The organism is Segniliparus rotundus DSM 44985 (assembly GCF_000092825.1).
In the GTDB taxonomy this organism is placed as follows: Bacteria; Actinomycetota; Actinomycetes; order Mycobacteriales; family Mycobacteriaceae; genus Segniliparus; species Segniliparus rotundus.
The window spans coordinates 3,020,790-3,038,584 of record NC_014168.1 but is presented as its reverse complement, the minus strand read 5'-3'; the positions used below and the strand labels follow the sequence as shown (position 1 = coordinate 3,038,584).

Annotated in this window: 18 protein-coding genes and 1 tRNA gene; 13 read left to right on the top strand and 6 right to left on the bottom strand. The window is 66.3% G+C overall.

Annotated features, from left to right (window positions below):
* Positions 1-139 precede the first annotated feature (139 nt).
* The 3 genes from SROT_RS14760 to guaB all read right to left on the bottom strand — a co-directional run bounded on the left by SROT_RS14760 (position 140) and on the right by guaB (position 4,721).
* Complete coding sequence (locus SROT_RS14760; RefSeq protein WP_013139818.1) at positions 140-1,843, bottom strand: FAD-dependent oxidoreductase; 1,704 nt, start codon at positions 1,841-1,843, stop codon at positions 140-142.
* Positions 1,844-1,971: 128 nt separating this feature from the next.
* Entirely contained in the window at positions 1,972-3,120 is a 1,149-nt protein-coding gene (locus SROT_RS14755; protein WP_013139817.1) for a GuaB3 family IMP dehydrogenase-related protein, read from the bottom strand.
* Positions 3,121-3,182: 62 nt separating this feature from the next.
* Positions 3,183-4,721 carry an IMP dehydrogenase gene (guaB, locus tag SROT_RS14750; RefSeq protein WP_013139816.1) on the bottom strand — a complete coding sequence of 513 codons (1,539 nt, stop codon included), beginning with the start codon at positions 4,719-4,721 and terminating at the stop codon, positions 3,183-3,185.
* Between the two features lie 27 nt (positions 4,722-4,748).
* On the opposite strand from guaB, the gene SROT_RS14745 reads away from it, so the two are divergent.
* On the top strand, positions 4,749-5,171 hold the full coding sequence (locus tag SROT_RS14745; RefSeq protein WP_041407398.1) for a DUF5319 family protein: 423 nt from the start codon (positions 4,749-4,751) through the stop codon (positions 5,169-5,171).
* A gap of 57 nt (positions 5,172-5,228) precedes the next feature.
* Here SROT_RS14745 and SROT_RS14740 read toward each other — a convergent pair whose 3' ends face one another.
* Together SROT_RS14740 and SROT_RS14735 are read right to left on the bottom strand one after the other, a co-directional pair.
* Positions 5,229-6,755: an alpha,alpha-trehalose-phosphate synthase (UDP-forming) gene (locus SROT_RS14740; protein ID WP_013139814.1), complete on the bottom strand. Its 1,527-nt coding sequence runs from the start codon at positions 6,753-6,755 to the stop codon at positions 5,229-5,231.
* Positions 6,748-6,936, bottom strand: coding sequence for a hypothetical protein (locus tag SROT_RS14735; RefSeq protein WP_013139813.1), 189 nt, complete (start codon positions 6,934-6,936; stop codon positions 6,748-6,750). The genes SROT_RS14740 and SROT_RS14735 overlap by 8 nt, the downstream gene beginning before the upstream one ends.
* 90 nt (positions 6,937-7,026) lie before the next feature.
* Here SROT_RS14735 and SROT_RS14730 point away from each other — a divergent pair.
* Positions 7,027-7,098: transfer RNA gene (locus SROT_RS14730), tRNA-Thr, on the top strand.
* A 45-nt stretch (positions 7,099-7,143) separates the two neighbouring features.
* Here SROT_RS14730 and SROT_RS14725 read toward each other — a convergent pair.
* Positions 7,144-8,412, bottom strand: coding sequence for a tyrosine-type recombinase/integrase (locus SROT_RS14725; RefSeq protein ID WP_013139812.1), 1,269 nt, complete (start codon positions 8,410-8,412; stop codon positions 7,144-7,146).
* Between the two features lie 617 nt (positions 8,413-9,029).
* Between SROT_RS14725 and SROT_RS14720 the strand changes: the two genes are divergently transcribed.
* The 11 genes from SROT_RS14720 to SROT_RS14670 all read left to right on the top strand — a co-directional run bounded on the left by SROT_RS14720 (position 9,030) and on the right by SROT_RS14670 (position 17,391).
* Positions 9,030-9,383, top strand: coding sequence for a hypothetical protein (locus tag SROT_RS14720; protein WP_013139811.1), 354 nt, complete (start codon positions 9,030-9,032; stop codon positions 9,381-9,383).
* The gene (locus SROT_RS14715; protein ID WP_013139810.1) at positions 9,380-10,324 is read left to right on the top strand and encodes a hypothetical protein; all 945 of its coding nucleotides are present in this window, start codon (positions 9,380-9,382) and stop codon (positions 10,322-10,324) included. Before SROT_RS14720 ends, SROT_RS14715 begins: the two co-directional genes overlap by 4 nt.
* A complete protein-coding gene (locus tag SROT_RS14710; protein WP_013139809.1) occupies positions 10,324-12,444 on the top strand; it encodes a coiled-coil domain-containing protein in 2,121 nt (706 codons plus the stop codon). The genes SROT_RS14715 and SROT_RS14710 overlap by 1 nt, the downstream gene beginning before the upstream one ends.
* Positions 12,445-12,493: 49 nt before the next feature.
* Entirely contained in the window at positions 12,494-12,850 is a 357-nt protein-coding gene (locus SROT_RS14705; RefSeq protein WP_187288046.1) for a hypothetical protein, read from the top strand.
* Between the two features lies 1 nt (position 12,851).
* Positions 12,852-13,583 carry a hypothetical protein gene (locus SROT_RS14700; RefSeq protein ID WP_013139807.1) on the top strand — a complete coding sequence of 244 codons (732 nt, stop codon included), beginning with the start codon at positions 12,852-12,854 and terminating at the stop codon, positions 13,581-13,583.
* An 85-nt stretch (positions 13,584-13,668) separates the two neighbouring features.
* A complete protein-coding gene (locus tag SROT_RS14695) occupies positions 13,669-14,877 on the top strand; it encodes a hypothetical protein (RefSeq protein WP_148223467.1) in 1,209 nt (402 codons plus the stop codon).
* On the top strand, positions 14,874-15,239 hold the full coding sequence (locus tag SROT_RS14690) for a hypothetical protein (protein ID WP_013139805.1): 366 nt from the start codon (positions 14,874-14,876) through the stop codon (positions 15,237-15,239). Before SROT_RS14695 ends, SROT_RS14690 begins: the two co-directional genes overlap by 4 nt.
* 19 nt (positions 15,240-15,258) lie before the next feature.
* Positions 15,259-15,585 carry a hypothetical protein gene (locus SROT_RS14685; protein ID WP_013139804.1) on the top strand — a complete coding sequence of 109 codons (327 nt, stop codon included), beginning with the start codon at positions 15,259-15,261 and terminating at the stop codon, positions 15,583-15,585.
* A 49-nt stretch (positions 15,586-15,634) separates the two neighbouring features.
* A complete protein-coding gene (locus SROT_RS14680) occupies positions 15,635-15,943 on the top strand; it encodes a hypothetical protein (RefSeq protein ID WP_013139803.1) in 309 nt (102 codons plus the stop codon).
* Positions 15,944-15,958: 15 nt separating this feature from the next.
* Positions 15,959-16,663, top strand: coding sequence for a WXG100 family type VII secretion target (locus SROT_RS14675; RefSeq protein ID WP_013139802.1), 705 nt, complete (start codon positions 15,959-15,961; stop codon positions 16,661-16,663).
* On the top strand, positions 16,660-17,391 hold the full coding sequence (locus SROT_RS14670) for a hypothetical protein (RefSeq protein ID WP_148223466.1): 732 nt from the start codon (positions 16,660-16,662) through the stop codon (positions 17,389-17,391). The genes SROT_RS14675 and SROT_RS14670 overlap by 4 nt, the downstream gene beginning before the upstream one ends.
* The last annotated feature ends 404 nt before the right edge of the window (positions 17,392-17,795 follow it).

Here is a 17,795-nt window from a genome sequence, read left to right as displayed (position 1 = left end):
ACCACGGTACTCGAACCACCTCGCCGCGTCCGTGTTCCACCGCCCATTGCGGCCAGAGTCACGGGGCTGTCGGCCAGCGGGCGGCGGGTGTTCCACCGGGCCGCGCGCCGGACGGTTCTTTGGCGCGGAACGTGCGGTTTTACGCCTCCTGGCGCACGGTCGGCCATCCCAACGCCGCCGGGGCCCAGGCGGGCACTTGCGGGTTCTTCGGGGCCACCGGCTCGACGCGCCGGTAGAGCTGGCCCTGGGCGGGGCGGGGGTCTTCTTCGCCTTTGTTCGGCCACAGCGAGGCCGCGCGCTCGGCTTGGGCGGTGATCGACAAGGACGGGTTCACGCCGAGGTTCGCCGAGACGGCGGCTCCGTCCGTCACGAACAGCGTCGGATAGCCCCAGACGCGGTGATAGGGGTCGATCACGCCCTGCTGCGGGGTGTCCGAGATCGCGGCCCCGCCGATGAAGTGCGCCGTCATGGTCAGGTTGAAGACGTCCGGCCAGCACCCGAACGCGTCGCCGCCGATCTTGTCCGCGACCCGCCGCGCGGTCTCGTTGCCGACGGGAATCCAGGTCGGGTTGGGCAGGCCGTGGCCTTGCTTGGAGGACAGCCGCGTGCCGAAGAGGCCCTTTTTGACGAACGTCGTGAGCGAGTTGTCGAGGGTCTGCATGACGAGCACGACAATCGTCCGTTCGCTCATCCGGCGCAGGTTCAGCGTGCGCAGCAGCGCGCCGGGGCTGCGGGCCGCTTGCCGCAGGAACGTCAGCCAGCGCGGGCCGGGCCCGTCGCCGTGGGTGAGCAGGGTGCCGAGCGCGAACATGGCGTTCGCGCCCTTCCCGTAGCGGACCGGTTCGATGTGCGTGTTCTCCTCCGGGTGGAAGGAGGATGTGATCGCCACGCCCTGGCTGAGGTTGTCGTCCTCGGCCACCGCGCGCCGCGCCGCGCCCAGGATGGACTCCGAGTTGCTGCGGGTGAGCTCGCCGAGACGGTCCGACAGCTTCGGCAGCACGCCCTCGGCCTTCATCCGGTGCAGGAGCTGCTGGGTGCCCCAGGTGCCAGCCGCGACCACGACGTTGCGCGCGGTGAACACACTCGTGGCTGTGCCGAACCACGCGCTAGGATGCCGGGCGCGCGCCTCCCACGTCCCGTCCTGTCTTTGGCGCACTTCGCGGACCTCGGTGAGCGGGAAGACTTTCGCGCCGGCCTGCTCGGCGAGGGCGAGGTAGTTTTTCACCAGGGTGTTCTTCGCGCCGACACGGCAGCCGGTCATGCACGAGCCGCACTCGGTGCAGCCGGTGCGCTCCGGTCCCGCGCCGCCGAAGAAGGGATCGGGCACGCGGACGCCCGGCTTGTCGAAGAAGACCCCCACCGGGGTGGGGACGAAGGTGTCGCCGACCCCCATGTCCTCGGCCACGGCCCGCATGTGGCGGTCCGAGTTCGTCGGCTTTGGGTTGCGCGTCACGCCGAGCATCTTCTTCGCCTGCTCGTAATGCGGGGCCAGCTCGGACTTCCAGTCGGTGATGTGCGCCCACTGCGGGTCGTTGAAGAACGCGTCCTTCGGGACGTACAGCGTGTTGGCGTAGTTCAACGAGCCGCCGCCCACCCCGGCCCCGGCGAGCACCGTGCAGTCGGGCAGGAAGTGGATGCGTTGCACGCCGAACGCGCCGAGTTTGGGGGCCCAGAGGAACTTGCGGACGTTCCAGTTCGTCTTCGGCAGCTCATTGTCGGCGAACCGTCTGCCCGCTTCGAGAACGGCCACGCTGTAGCCCTTCTCCGCGAGCCGCAGCGCGGTGACGCTGCCTCCGAATCCAGAACCGATGACGAGCACGTCGAAATCACGGTTTTCCGGCATGGCTGGTGGCGCCTTTCTTGCTCAGCGGCAGCGCGGTGGCGTCGCCGCCACGGAGCCCGGCGTTTTCGGCGGGCGCGCTGGTGTGACAACCGGGGCTGTGGTCGTCATGTGAGCTATCTTACGCCTGCTCAGACTCGGACGGAGAGGCCCACCTTCTGGAATTCCTTGATGTCGCTGTAGCCGGATTTCGCCATCGCCCGCCGCAGGCCGCCGACCAGGTTCGTTGTGCCGAACGGGTCCTCGGAGGGGCCGAAGAGGACCTGTTCGAGCGTCGGGCGGTCCTCTTGCTCCGCGACGTCGACCGGAGCGACCGCGCCCCTCGGCACCGACGGGTGCGCGACCGCCGACGGCCAGTACCAGCCCAGGCCGGGGGCCTGCGCGGCGGCGGCGAACGGGACTCCGAGCATGGCGGCGTCGGCCCCGCAGGCGATGGCTTTGGCGAGTTGGCCGGAGCTGGTGATGTCGCCGTCGGCGATGACGTGCACATACCGGCCGCCGGTCTCGTCGAGGTAGTCGCGCCGGGCTGCGGCCGCGTCCGCGACAGCAGTCGCCATCGGCACACTGATGCCGAGGACGTCCTCGCTGGTGGTGACGCCTTCGGTCGAGCCGTAGCCGACGATCACCCCGGCTGCTCCGGTCCGCATCAGATGCAGGGCGGTGCGGTAGTCGCTCACGCCGCCCGCGATGACCGGCACGTCGAGCTCGCCGATGAACGTCTTGAGGTTGATCGGTTCCGCCGCGTCCTGCGTGACATGCTCGGCGGAGATGATCGTGCCTTGGATGACCAGCAGGTCGATCCCGGCGCTCACGAGCACGGGGGTGAGCTCTCGCGCGTTCTGCGGGCTGACCCGCACGGCGGTGATGACGCCGGAGTCCTTGATGGTTTTCACCGCGAGGGTCAACAGGTCGTGCCGGATCGGCGCGCTGTGCAGCTCCTGCAGCAGCCGCACTGCCTGACGCGAGTCGGCGTCGCCGCCCGCGACTTCGGCCACCTGTTGGAAGAGTTTTTCCACGTCCTGGTGCCGCGCCCACAGCCCTTCCCCGTTGAGCACGCCGAGGCCGCCGAGCGCGCCGAGCCGCACAGCGGTCTCGGGGGAGACCACGGCGTCGGTGGGGTGCGCCATGAGCGGGAACTCGAATCCGTAGGCGTCGAGCCGCCATGACGTGGACACATGCTTTGAGGATCTGGTCCGACGAGACGGCACGATGCTGATGTCTTCGAGCTGATAGGTGCGGCGAGCGGTTCGGCCCTTGCCGATCTCGACGAGTTGGTCCATGCGGGTAGCTTACCTGTGCCGGGGGTAGGCTCCCCGCTGTGCCGCGGCGCGGAGAACGCCGCTCACCGCTGCGCGTAGTTGGGCGCCTCCGCGGTCATGGTGATGTCGTGCGGGTGGCTTTCGCGCAGCCCGGCGGCGGTGATCCGGACGAACCTCGCGCGTTGGAGCTCTTCGATGGTGCTCGCCCCGGTGTAGCCCATCGCGGCGCGCAGCCCGCCGGTCAGCTGGTGGATCACGCTGGGCAGCGGGCCTTTGAACGGCACCCTACCTTCCACGCCCTCCGGCACGAGTTTGTCCTCGGCGAGCTCGTCGTCTTGGAAATATCGGTCGCGGGAGTACGACCTGGCCTTGCCCCGGCTCGACATCGCGCCGAGCGAGCCCATGCCCCGGTAGCTTTTGTACTGTTTGCCGCCGATGAAAATCACCTCGCCGGGGGATTCGCTCGTGCCCGCCAGAAGCGAGCCGACCATGACGGTGGAGGCGCCTGCCGCGAGCGCCTTCGCGATGTCGCCGGAAGACTGCAGGCCGCCGTCCGCGATGACTGGCACACCAGCTTTGGCGCAGGCCGCCGCGGCTTCCAGGATGGCGCTGATCTGCGGAGCCCCGACGCCGGCGACCACGCGTGTGGTGCAGATGGAGCCCGGCCCGACGCCGACTTTGACTGCTTTTGCCCCTGCGGCGACCAGCGCGGCGGCGGCTTCCCTGGTGGCGATGTTGCCGCCGATGACCTCGACCCGGTCGCCGAGTTCGGCGACCAGTTTGGCGACCATTTCGAGCACCTTGCGGCTGTGGCCGTGCGCGGTGTCCACGAACAGCACGTCCACGCCCGCGTCCGCCAGCGCCATAGCGCGCTCCCACGCTTCGTCGCCGACGCCGACCGCCGCGCCCACCAGCAGCCGCCCGTCCTCGTCCTTCGTCGCGTTCGGGTATTGCTCCGTCTTCGCGAAATCTTTGACGGTGATGAGGCCCGTGAGGGCGCCGTTGCCCGACACCACCGGCAGTTTCTCGATCTTGTGCCTGCGCAAGATCCCGAGCGCGGCCGCCGCTGTGACCCCTTGTGGCGCGGTGACGAGCGGCTGTTTGGTCATCACTTCCGAGACGGTGCGGTCCTGGTCCACCTCGAAGCGCATGTCGCGGTTGGTGATAATGCCCACGAGCTGGCCGTCGCTCGCGACGACCGGCAGCCCGCTGATCCGGTACCGGGCGCAGAGCGCGTCCACCTCGGCGAGGGTCATGTCCGGGCTGCAGGTCACCGGGTCGGTCACCATGCCTGCCTCGGAGCGCTTGACCGTCTCCACCGCCTGAGCCTGCTCCGCGGCGGAGAGATTGCGGTGCAGCACCCCCAACCCGCCCGCGCGCGCCATCGCGATCGCCATCCTCGCCTCGGTCACGGTGTCCATCGCCGAGCTCACCAGCGGCACTTTCAGCCGGATTTTCGCCGTCAATTGACTCGAAGTGTCTGCCTCTGCGGGCATCACGTCCGACTCGGACGGCAACAGAAGAACATCGTCGAAGGTCAACCCGAGCATGGCAATCTTGTTCGGGTCGTCTCCGCCGGTCCGGGTGGGCGCTTCGGGCAGTGCGGTGTTCACGCTCCTCATGGTAATCGGTGGAAGAAGAAGGGTAGTGTGGTAGCTGTGCAAGAAGACCTGCCCCCGGACCCGTTCGACCGCGATGTGCCGTTCCACCGTCTGGGCGCTTCGGGGTGGGAGGAATTCGAGGACGAGGACGTGCTGACCCCGATTGATGAGCAAGAGCGGGAGGCGATCGAAGAAGACTTGCTCGATCTGGGGGCCTTCGAGCAGTTGTTGCGGCCCAGGGGCGTGAGGGGTTTGGTCGTTCTCTGTGACGAATGCCATGAGGAGCATTACCACGATTGGGACATGCTCCGGTCCAATCTCACACAGCTTCTGCGCTCGGGCACGACCGCCCCGCATGAGCCGCCGTTTCAACCGGACCCAAGGGATTATGTGAGCTGGGATTACTGCCGAGGGTACCGGGACGCCCATTTGCACGAGTCCTGGGGCGCCCGGCGCCGGCGCCGGGGATGAGGCTCTGACTGCCAGACCGAGGGTCTTCGGCGCTGGCCGCGCGGTCCGGGCTCTGGCTCAGTCCAACGGCTCGTCGGACTCGAAGGGGGCGGTGTCGTCGATCTGCCCGGCGAGGGCGTCGAGGAATGAGCGCGCCCAGCGTCCCACGTCGTGCGCGAGCACTTGGCGGCGCATAGCCCGCATCCGTCTGCGGCCCTCCGTCGAGCTTTGCTCGATCGCGGCGACGATGTTGTCCTTCACGCCGTTCAAATGGAACGGGTTGACGAGATAGCACTGCCGCAGTTCGGCCGCCGCTCCCGCGAACTCGCTGAGCACCAGCGACCCGCCCAAATCGCTCCGGCAGGCGATGTACTCCTTCGCGACCAGGTTCATGCCGTCTGCCAGCGGGGTCACGAGCATGACGTCCGCCGCGACATAGAACGCCAGCAGCTCTTCCCTGGCGACCGGGCGATGCAGATAATGCACGATCGGGCGGCCCACCTGGCCGTACTCGCCGTTGATCTTGCCCACCTCGCGCTCGATCTCCGCCCGCAGCGCCTGGTAGCTCTCGACCCGTTCCCGGCTCGGGGTGGCGAGCTGCACGAACACTGTGCGCTCGGGGTCGATCCGCCGTTCCTTGAGCAGCTCTTCGACCGCCCGCATGCGCACATCGATGCCCTTGGTGTAGTCGAGCCGGTCCACGCCCAGCAGGATGTGGTCCGGGTTGCCCAGCTCGTCGCGGATCGCGAGGGCGCGGGTGCGCACCGCGCGGCTCTTGGACTGCTGGTCGATCTCCGCGGAGGCGATGGAGATGGGGAACGCCCCGACCCTGACCGAGCGGAAACCTGTTCGGACCACGCCGAAGCGGCCGCGCACGCCCACGGAGCTGCGCGACGTCTCCTGGCCGGTGAGCTCCTTGGCCAGCCACATGAAGTTCTGCGCGGCTTGCGGACGTTGGAACCCGATGAGGTCCGCGCCCAGCAGCCCTTCCACGATCTCCCGCCGCCACGGCAGCTGCATGAACAGCTCCACCGGAGGAAAGGGGATGTGCAGGAAAAAGCCGATGGTCACATCCGGGCGCAGCATCCGCAGCATTTTCGGCACCAGCTGCAACTGGTAGTCCTGCACCCAGACCGTCGCCCCCGGGGCCGCCGACTCGCTCGCGATCTGCGCGAACCGGCGGTTGATCTCCACGTACGAGAGCCACCACTGCCGCCGGAACTCCGGTTTCACGATGAGGTTGTGGTACAGCGGCCACAACGTGGCGTTCGAGAAGCCCTCGTAATAGTCGGCGACTTCCTGGCTTGTCAGCCGCACCGGCCGCATGGACAGCCCGTCCTCGAACACGATGGGTGTCTCGCCCACCCTCGGGTCGGTCGTGCCGGGCCAGCCCACCCACGCGCCGCCGCGTTCGCGCAGCAGCGGCTCGAGCGCTGTGACCAGGCCTCCGGGACTGCGCCGCCACTTTCCCGACCCGTCGGGCGTGCGCTCCCAGTCCACGGGCAAACGGTTGGCGACGATGACGAACTGCCCGTCGCCCGTCTTGTCGAGAGCGGGCGCCGGGCTGTGCGGCGCCGCGCCGTCCGATGCCGTGCCGTCAGACATCGGCGCGCTGCGTCGGCCCAATCCCGAGCATCGCCAGCAGGGTGCGGCACTCGTCGACGTCTTGCGCGTAGGCCGCGACCACGCGACGCGCCTGCAGCGCCGTCTCGTCGGGCAAGGGCTCGATGTCCTCGTCGAGGTCGAGCTCCTCCTCGGGAAGCACGTTCGATTCCTTCGTGGGCATGCTTGGCCTTTCTCCGCTTGAGGCTGTCGACAGTCCATTCTACCCGGTGGCGCTCTGTCAGTTATGCTGGACGTCCCTCCTCGGAGGCGTGCCGGAGTAGCTCAGAGGCAGAGCACCTGTCTTGTAAACAGGCGGTCGTGGGTTCAATTCCCACCTTCGGCTCACCAGGGCTGACACCCCGAATCAGGGCGCTTCCTGCTGGGATTCTCACCCGGCCTTGCGCCCGCCACCCGCCGGTCCTTGCGGCGCGGGAGGCTCGTTGTCACAGAATGTCACAACTCGCCCGTAACTCTCCGCGACCTGTTCGATGGCCCCGGCGCTGGGATGGGTGTAGATCCGCATGGTGATGGCGGGGTTGGCGTGGCCGAGCCAGGCGCAGACCGAGGCCGCGGGCACGCCTTGGTAGTGCATGATCGTGGCGCAGGTGTGCCGCGCGTCGTGCAGGCGGATCACGTTCTTCGTCCCGGCCCTTTTCTGGAGCTTGGCGAATTTGCGGGTGAGGGTGTCGGGGCGGTAGGGGTTGCCGCGCTCGTCGCAGGCGACCCAGCCGCCGTCATTGTAGTCCTCGCCGTGGGCGAGCCTCTCGGCGGCCTGCCGGGCCTTCGCGGCGCGCAGCTCTGCCATGAGCACGGGGGTGCCTTTCAGCGTGCGCTTGGACGAGCGGGATTTGAGGCTGTCCTGTTCGATGACTTTCCCGCCCACGCACACCCTGCTGGAGCGCACGGCGACCTCTTGCGCTTCGAAGTCCACGTCGCCCCATGTCAGGCCGGATATCTCGCCGCGCCGCAGCCCGTGGTAGGCGAGGTGCCAGATGTGGCGGTCGCGGCCGTCTTTGGCGGCGGCGAGGACCGCGCGCATCTCCTCGACGGTGTGGGCGCGCTCTGCGGCGCCTTTGGCCTCGTTGGGGACGCGCCCCACGAGCTGTGCGGGGTTGCGGGCGAGGACGCCCTGCTCGACCAGGCCCTCCAGGACCCGTTGGCAGGTGTTGAGCATGCCGTTCACGCTGCGCGCGCCCCACTTCTTCCGGTTGCCTTCGCGGGTGTTGCGGTTGCGGTGCGCGCGGGTGAGCGTGCCCGACTGCACTTGCCTGACGATGTTGTCGAAGTGCTGTTTGGCGAGCTGCTGCACGGACAGGCGCCCGAGGAGCTGGCGGGGCACGGCGAGGTCGAATCGGTAGCCGTCGAGCGTGGTGGGCTTCAGGCCGTGCAGGCCGTTCAGGAAGTCCTCGCAGGCTTGGTCGAAGGTCAGCTCGTTCTTGTGGACGTAGGCGCCTTGGGCGACTTTCGCCTGGGTGTCGGCGAGGTGCTGGCGGGCCTCCTTCTCCGTGGCGAAGCGTCGTTTGGACTGGGACCTGCGTCCGGTGCGGGGGTCGGCCCCGGTCTCGACGACAACCTCGTAGCGGGTCTCGTCTTTGCCGGTCTTGCGATTCTTGACGGTGGTTTTCTTGATCTGCGGGGGCAGTTGGCGCCGCGTCATCGCGTTCCTCTCTTCACAGGTTGATCGACCGTCTTCGCCCTGGTCCGCCTTGGTCCGGGACGTTGTTGTCAGATGGTCGGGCTCGAACCGTATCCGAACATTGGTTCGACTTCAAGCGGATGTGCGGCTTGTGGATAGAGAAGTTGAAAAGGCCAGCTCAGGCCGGTGTGCCGGGCGGGCGGTTTCGGGCTCATTCGCAGGCCGCGTGGACGATGTCGGTCGGCCATGAAGCGCCTACCCCCCGATTTTGGTAGAAAATGAGACAAAGCCCACATTCTAAGTGCAACACGCCGATAAACCATTGACAAAACGTTGATACTCTAGGCTGAGCGAGATCGCCTATGTTACCGTTTCGTTATCTTAGGTCTGGCCTTCGCGTCGAAAGCCCAGGACGTCCCATGCACATGTTTGTTTCTTAAATGTTAAATACCGTCCTTGATTCAGGATTTCGTTATGAAAGCGATATTTTTCGTGAAACGGCGTGTGTGACCCCGCTCGCCCGCCGCGTCGGCTTGGCGTCTACGGTTCTGCACCAAGCCGATTGGGCCGCAGATCAGCGGCCTTTTCAGCGCCGAACGCAAAGACGCGGCATTTTTCGAGCAGACAGAGGAAGCGCTATGACCGAGCACGAGGGCTTCGGCCCGGATTGGCTCACAGTGGAGCCTGAGACGGCGAGGCTGGAACTCGCGAAAGCGGGCGAGCTGGCCAGGCAGACGCGCGAGGCTGTCGCCGAACGGGTGGCCCGCGTCCCCGATCCCCCGGCAGGCGCGGTTGATTTGGTTTCCGCCGCAGCGGCCCGCTGGCAGGAGGGCGTGTTCGCGCCGTTCCTCGCCGAGCTGGACAGGGCCACGGGAAAGCTCGCCGAATTCTCCGACGAGGCCGTGTCGGACTTGGGCCGCGTCGAGGAGACCGAGCGGGACAACGCCGAGGACGTGCGGCGCGCGACGAGGCATTTGGAGGATCGAGCATGACCATCGCCCGTGAGCCATACGAGGCCGACTTAGCTGAGAAAGCGGTCCAGGTGCGCGAGGCGTTGCTCAAACAGGCCGACGATGAGCGCGAGAAAGCCGGGTGGCACGCTGGGCGTGACGAAGAGAATCTGGCGGCGCACGCCGCGTTCGACAGCTACGCCTTGGAGACGGAGCAGACGAGCAGGTTCGTGGCTATGGCGAAGTTCGAGGCGCGCTCGGAGAACCCTGTGGCATGGCTGACCGTGGACTCGCAAGGCTACCCGGTCAAACTCAGCCTCGGACACCAGTCCGGCACAAGCACGGCCAACATGGTGATCGCCTGCCAGCGCGAGGCCAGGGCGGAACGCGACTGGCGAGTGCGCGCGGTGCTGCGCCGACGCGGCGAGCTGGCGGAAAAGGATCAGCAGGGCGCCGATGAGCGCGACTTGGGCTCGATCCCCGACGACGACATGCGCGACGCGCTCATGGCGGATCGCGAGATTTTCGAGAAGTGGCTTAGGATCGCGGGCGACTCCTCGCACGCCGACCACGCGCTGGCAGTCGCCAAGCTCCACGCCTATCTGGACGGGAGCGCCAAGGTCCACTGGATCGCGAACGCGAGCGGCAGCGGGGCGTGCTGCGCGACGGTGGACGGCACCGGGCTCGTGACGAGCGTCGACGTCTCGGGGTTCTCGTCAATGGAATCCCTCAAGCTCGGGTGGCTGATGCGGTGGACGGGGTTCCGGGCCAGGGAATGGCGCGCTGCCCGCGTCAAACCATTGCGCGGCAAGCTCGCCAATCTCGGCGCCGGGGCGCAAACCGACCTCTCGTTGCTGGACGTCCCCGAGCCGCCCTTATGGCCCGAACGCGAGGAGGAAGGCATGTATGAGGCGCGCGACCGCTGGTTGGCGGCGGCGCGGTTCGACGTGCAACCGGATTACAGCAGGGGGTACGGGTTCTGATGACGCACGCAGACATCGTGAGGCCGTCGAGCGCGAACGCGGACGTGTTCCTGTTGGATCACTGGCCGGTGGACTCAGTGGGCCGCTGGGAGCAGATGCGGCAGTTGATGGGCTCGGCGGCGGACATCCTCGACGAGAAGGCAGACGAGGAGCTGGACGCTTTGCGGCGAAGGCTCAAGGAGCATGTGCGCGGCGACAAGCTGGACGCAATGCACCAGGAGTACGCCGCGCGGGCGCGAGACCTCTCGGACCTCGCCGAGAAGGCGAAGAGGATCGCCGCCGCGTGCGGCGAGGTCGCCGCCGAGCTGCACCGGGCGAAGTCTCAGATGGATCAGACCGTGCTAGAGGGCGAAGCGCTCGTCAAGCAGTGGGACGCCGAGCGCGAGGGACGCGCGTGCGCGCCGAACCGAGCCCGCATCGTCGCGAGCATCCAAGCGAAGATCCGAGAGATCGCCGAAAGCTTCGCCGACAGCCCCGCGCTGCGCCTGCCCGAACTCGACGCCCCAGCGCCGAGCGCGACGGCTGAACCGCGCGAGCGCGCGGCCCAAACCCCCGTGCTCGCCGGGGAAGCGCACCAGCCCCGCCACGGCGACAACGCCGCTGCCGAGGCGACCGGCCCGCACAGCGCCCCCGGCCCTGTCAGCGCCGCATTGCACGGGCACAGCACGAACGACAGCGGGCACGGCACCCACGCGCCGAAACACGGCGAGAGCGTACCGGGAGGGTCGAGCGGGCACGACCCGTTCGCGGCGCACGCCGATCTCTGGCCCGGTCACGAGCAGCAAAGCCACCAGGCGCACGCCGAGCCCGAGCGCGCGGCACCGGAGACAGGCGAGGAGCGTCACGCCGAAACCGGGCCGGACGCGGCCACCGGCCCGCAATCCGCCAGCGCCCCTGCCTCCGAGGCCAGCACCCACGCCCAAGGCGCCAGCGCGGCAGAGGGCGTGACGATGAATTTCGACTACGCCGAGACCACGGCCAGCGCCGGGGGCATCGCCTTCGCTGGATTCCCGCTCCGCGGCCCCGAGCCGGGCGAATGGAAGCCCCGCAACGGGTGGAAAGGCGGGATGCTCTTCGGCCAGACCTTCACCGCAGCCAGAGCCAACCTAGACGTGCGCGGCTGGCTGCGCTACTACGGCATGTGGCTGCGTTTCCAGACCGACCGCATACCGGACGCGGCTCGGGCATTGGCCATCGGCGGACGGCCCGGATTCGCCGTCGCCCTGCACCTGCGCCACGATCCTTTGACGGGCGACCACATCCCCGAATGGTGGCTCTACACGAACTTCGGCCCGCACGCCGTGCTGCCCCCGGACATCGGCCTGCCCCACAATCTGAAACTGGGCTGGGACTGGGCGAGCAAGACCGTCAAAGCCAGGATGCTCAACGGCGCCGACCCCCTCGCCTCGGCGTGGGAGCACTACAAAGACCGCGCCCGCGAGCACACCGAGCACGGCTACCCCTACGGCATGATCGGCGTCGTCACCAACCTAGAGGCCAACCCCGACATCCACGCCCAATACCGGACGGCGAACGACCACCTCAAAGGCGTTCTCAGCATCGAAGCGCCAATGGTCGAGCAAGCCCAAACAGCACAGCACGTCCCAGCCCCGGACCAGACCGGGCACGCCCTCGCGCTCACGCAGCCGGAACTGTACCGGCGCCTGGACCGGCTCCTGCGAACCGGCCACGGCGAAGAAGTGCGCTCGCTGGTGCCCGGATGGATCGAGCGCTGCATGAGCGCTCCAGGCGCGCGGGGCAAAGAGGGCTACGAGGCTGCCGCCGCCGCGATCCGCGCGGGCGAGCACATCAGCGACCCCCTACACTTGGCCGCAGAGGCAGACGCGCACGAGGCGGCAGTGAGAATGGAGCAGGCGCTGGAAACCGCCCTGACCAAGCCCGAGGCCACCCGGCCCAACCACCTGAGAACGTACCTGGTGAACTATCACCTGCTCCTCGCCCAGCTCGCCCTGAGAACATGGCTCCACACACGAGCATGGACATCACAAAGCAACCCCTTATGGATCTACGACATCGCCTACTACGCCGTCAAAATCTTCGAGGACGACCACGCATTCCTCTACCACGGCCTGCCCCCCGACCCCATCGAGCAACAATGAGAACAACCATGCGGCAATATAGGCACTGTCCGTTCAACGACGAAGGAGCATGACGATTATGGGCGATAAAGTCGAGATCACCGAGGATGACGCCGCGCGGATCATCAGCAACTACAGGAACACCATCACAGCGCTTAAGTCGCTCATTAAGGAGGCTACCCCTAAAATTGTGAACTTAGACTACTGGGGCGACGGCGCAGGGTTCGTGGTGGACGGCCAGGATTTGAAAAAAAAATTCAGCGAGCGCGGCGAAATCCATGTCAAAGTCTACGAGGACGCCCTAGAAGCCGAGCAAGCCGCACTGGCGGCAGACATGGCGAGGTTGCGCGCGATATTCGGCGCCGATTTCGACAGCAAAATCAACATCGACAAAGTAAAAGCACAGATCGACGGGATCGGTCACTGACATGAACCGGAGATACCGCCTCGCCATCCCCGCCTTGCTCGCCGTCGCCGCTGCCCTCGCAAGCTGCCAACGCGGTGTCGAGCAGCCCACCCCGACGAGCACCGCATTGGCATCGTCCACCGCAAGCCCTGTGCCGAGCGCGGCGAGCCCGCCGAACCTCGTCACACCGGACACGGCGAACAAGCCCATACTGCGGTTGAAGCTTGGCGACTCGGCGTCCTTCCGCAAAGGAGGGGTCACCGTCACCGTGACCCCCGGCAAAGCCGAAAAACTGGACGCCCCCCCTAAAGTCGGGAAAATCGACGGAAAAGATCCCTACGGCAATTGCGGCTCATGGATCGCCCTGCCCGTCCATATTGTGGTCGATGCCGAAGCACGCGCCGAATGGGATGGTTGGTACGAATACGTAGAGGCACCGGATGGACTGTACGACGAACGAACGTTCGGCGAGGGCGACGAGGTGCAGTACGCTGAAACAGCAGATACAGCAGGGACGACAGAACCTGACGACGTTAACGGCAATATCTATAAAACCGGCACCCAGTGGATCGGAAAGGGAAAGCCTCTGCATTGGGATTTCACCGGCAGAAACTACCTTATGGCATGCAAAGCAGTTCCAGAGGAAAGCAGTAATTACGTGCCGACCGATCAGCCTTTGACCGGCTACGTGTGGCAAATGGACATCGGTAAAAACCCTTCGGGCAACACACCGATAGCCATATGGAGCCTTTAGGCGAACATCGAACGATTAGTAAAGGAGTTACCTAGTGGGGCAAGAGGACTTTATGTCAAACGCGGTCGATGACTTCCCTCGGAACATGGAACTCATTGAAGGACTGCAACCAGAAGTAGTAGCTACAACGAATGGACATTGGCACGAGCTGTCAGACAAGTTCGCGCACATCATCGCAGAGGGCCACAGGGCTCACGAGTCGATCCTTTGGATCGGCGAGGCAGGCGAAGCGTCCCGGCATGAGTCGTTGCAGCGGAAGAACAAGGCCAACCACCAGCGCGAAGAGTTGCAGAGCTACGCGAAAGAGAATATCCGGTCCCTCGCCGAAGACCTTGAGACGACCAAGACGCGAGGCGAAAAACTCATGCTCAGCAACATCTTCTCATCGAGCAGCGCCTTAGAGGAGGAAGCCGCGAGGCTTTTGCAGAACCTCTACGGCCAGGTGGGATCGTCCCGAGTGGGCGGGCTGCTGTATCCGGGCGCCACGTTCGACCGGAGCGGGCTGCACGACCGTGGGGCGACGCCGAGCGGGCCGTCCAGCGCCCAACCGGCCAGCCGTGGCACTGGCGGGGCGCCGCACGCCGCCGGGGACTCGGCGTTCGCCGGTTCCAGCCCGCAGAGCGGCGACGACCCGCAAGAGACGCAAAACCCGAGCGGCGGGAAACCGGACGGCAAAGGCGACAGTCTCGGCGGCGCCCCGTCAGGCGAGGGGGCAGGCGGGAAAGGCTCGGGCGCCGGTCCTGACGGCGGGGGTCCGGGCGGACCCCCGCCAGGCGGTCCCAGCCCGTCCGGGTTCGGCGACCCGGACACCGACGACCTCGCCGAGAATAGCGCGGCGAGCGGAATCGGCTCTTCCGGCAGCGGAATCGGATTCGCCGGAACAGGCGGCTTCGGAGCTGGCGAGCGCGAGCGCTCGTTGACGCAGAATCCGGCCACAGGCGGCGTGGGCAAACCAGTCGTGAACTTCAACGCTGCCAAGCCAGCGGCGTCAAGCCCTTCGGTGATCGGCGGGGGCGGCGCGACGCCCGGCCCGCTCGGCAGGAAAGACGAGAAGGAGCGCAAGTCAGCCGCGTTCCTGTCGAACCAGAAGAACACCGACGCCCTGCTCGGACCCGATCAGTCGGTCGCCGCCGACGTCCTCGGCTCCCCGGTCGCCGCCGAGTCCAAGCCCGCCGAGCAGACGCCAACGGAAGAGAACACCACGCCGCCGAACGGCGAGCAGCGCCAACCCGAGGAGGAGAAAACCGTGACCGTGGTCAGACGAAGAACCCTGAGCACCGAGGCGGCGCAATGAGCCAGCTCGAAGACCTCACCCATGACGAGTTGCGCTCGATCCTGGACAAAAGCCAATCGCAGATCACAGCGGTCCTCGACAACCTCGAACGAATCCGGCTCGGCATGACCCAAGAGGGTTTCGAGGCCGAGGACGCCAGGGGCGAAGTGACCGCCGTCGTCAACGGCATCGGCGTGTTGATGAGCCTGACATACAGCTCGGAGGAAGACCTCAAAGACCGGGAGGGCGGCATGAACCGCGACCTGTACCAGCGGCTCGCGGAAGGAACGATGGAGACCGTGAACGCGGGGCGGCACGACGCGATGGTCGAGTGGTACGACCGCGTGAAATCCGCGTACCCGAAAGCGTTCAAGCGGAACTGACACGAGACGGGAGCAACCTATGTCCGCATACGACGAGATCTACGCCTACCTGCGCGAGCTGGAACGCGACAAAGAACGCGAACTCGCCGCCCACCACGCCGAGCGGGAACAGCGCCGACGCCTCGCCCTGCTCTGCGCCATCGAGCCAGATCCGGGCGAGCTGGCCGCGGAGCTGGGCAACATCACCATCGACGCGCGGGGCGAGCTGCGCCGGGTCGAGTTCACCGACGACGCGAGCGACATCGACCTTCCCTCGCTCGCCCGCTACAGCCTGTCCGCCATCAATGACGGGTTCAACCAACTGGTGAAACAGCAACTGACGGAACAACTGGCGGAACAACCATGACCCGACACAGCTTGCGGCGCACGCCCGCAAAGACGAGGAGGAACACACGATGAGCGGCTTCGAAGTCCTGCCCGCAGTGCTCAGAGCTGAAGCGACGACCTTGCAGCAGTCGGCGCAAAGCTGGGCGAAGGCGAAAACCACCGCGCGGGCCACGAAGATGCACGGGATACAGACGCTCGGATACATCGGCGGAACGGTCCTGCCGGGAATCTTCAACGAGACAATGGACGTCCTGGCCGACCGGCTCGGCGAAGGCGAGCGGTCGATCCAAGGCGCGGCGAGCGCGCTCGCCGGGGTCGCGGACGTCTACGAGGGCAAAGACGAAGAATACTACCGAGAATTCGGCTACATCTACTAGACCAGGACGGGGACAATGACCCAAGCAATCGAACTCTTCCCGCAAGCCGCCGCCGACAAAGTGCTCGAATGGGCGCGCAAGCTCGGCGTGTCGGGCGTGGACACCACCCTGAACATCATCAGGACGATGGTCGGCGACCCGAACGCGCTCATGCACATGGCGACCGACTTGCGGAACAACAGCGCGGGGCAATTGCACCACGCCACCCACAACCTCGAAAGCGCGACGCACGACCTCGCCAGCTCGTGGACCGGAGCGGGAAGCGACGCCGCGCAAACCCGGATCAACAAATACATCGCCGTCTCAGGCGACGGTGCGGCGGCATTGAACGACATCGCGGGCCATGTGGACGCACTGCTGAAAATCCTCACCGACTCCTACAAAGAGGGCGTCGCGCACATCGTGAACTGCGCGACGGCGCTGGTCGACTTCGAAAGCTCAACCGCCAGCCTCGCGTTCGACTTCCTCGACAAAGCAAGTCTCGGCGATATCGGCAAAGCGTTCGTCGGAAAAGCCGCCGAAGCGCTCAACAAGTTCATCAAAGAATTCGGGAAACTGTTCGATGAGACCGTGGACCACTTCACCCGCATCAGCGGCGAGATAAAAGCCGTCCAAGAAAAAATCGCGCTCTTCGAAATCCCCGATGACATCGGCGCCATCGCCACCGAAGCGGCAACGTGGGAGCCAATGCCCAAAACTCACGGAAAGCACCAAGGATGATGCCGCAACGAGCCGCAACAGCCCTCGCGCTGTTCGCGGCCACCACAGCGCTGCCCGCGTGCGGGCTCTCGCAACGAGACACGGGAAAATTCGCGTCGCTGCCCGCAAGCTGCGAAGAAGCCCTCAGCGCTCCGGCTGTCCAAGCAGCCTTGCGCCAGGCGTTCGCGCCGTTCGCGGGAGCCTACACGGTCACGCGCCGAAGCATGCTGCTCCACGACCCCACAGCGAGCGGCCAGGCTGCGAAACCCGAGGCCGTGGACTTAGACCACACCCAGCTCACGGACACCATGACCTGCCTCGCCGAAGGCAAAAACGACAGTCGGACCAGCGCGGGCGGACAACCGCAAAACCGCACCGTCGAGGTGCATTTCGACCGCAGTTCCACCAACGGGCTCCTGCGGAAGGACTCGGCGAAGCAAGCCCACGAGCTAATCGAACCCACCCAAGCCCTCGACCCGATCAGCTCGGCGCAAAACGAGCCGGGAATCGGCGAGGAAGCACGCTCATGGTGGACGCGATCCACCGCCCTCGGCAGCGACCGGCACATCAAATTCCGCATCAGCAACGTCCTAGTCGAAGTGCAGGCATGGGGCGAGAACCACCCCGCAAACCCGAGTTCCACAGACGGAGGGAAAGACTCCCCGGACCTGCGATCCGAGCTGGAAACGACCACGCAAACCGTCGCCAAGTCCATCGCGCACTGGTTGCAGAACGAATGGAAGAAATGACCACAACCCCATAAGCGGACGGCCCGCCCCTACCGCGCGATACCCTCCCGCGCGGTCCCTCACGCGACACACTCCGGCTCCGGTGTCGCGGGGGCGGGTCTGTCCTTGAACGGCGGCCCGTCCGTCCTGCCGTGCTGAACGAGGAGCAGCGCAGAGGCGGCGGGCGGGCCGCCCCTACCATCATCGCACGCGGCGCGAGCCGCTCCCCGAACTCTGTGCAGACAGGGGCACGTTCGACCTACCGGAAGTGATTACTGAGGCAGGGCCGCAGTAAGGACGCGGACAAGCCAGTGGATAGAGGCGTGCCAGCTCCAGGCTGGCGCGCTTTTTCGTTTCTGAGCGCACCGTAGCCGCAGCGGAGAGGGGGCTAGCACGGCTGGATGGCGCCGCGCGCCCGTGTTTTT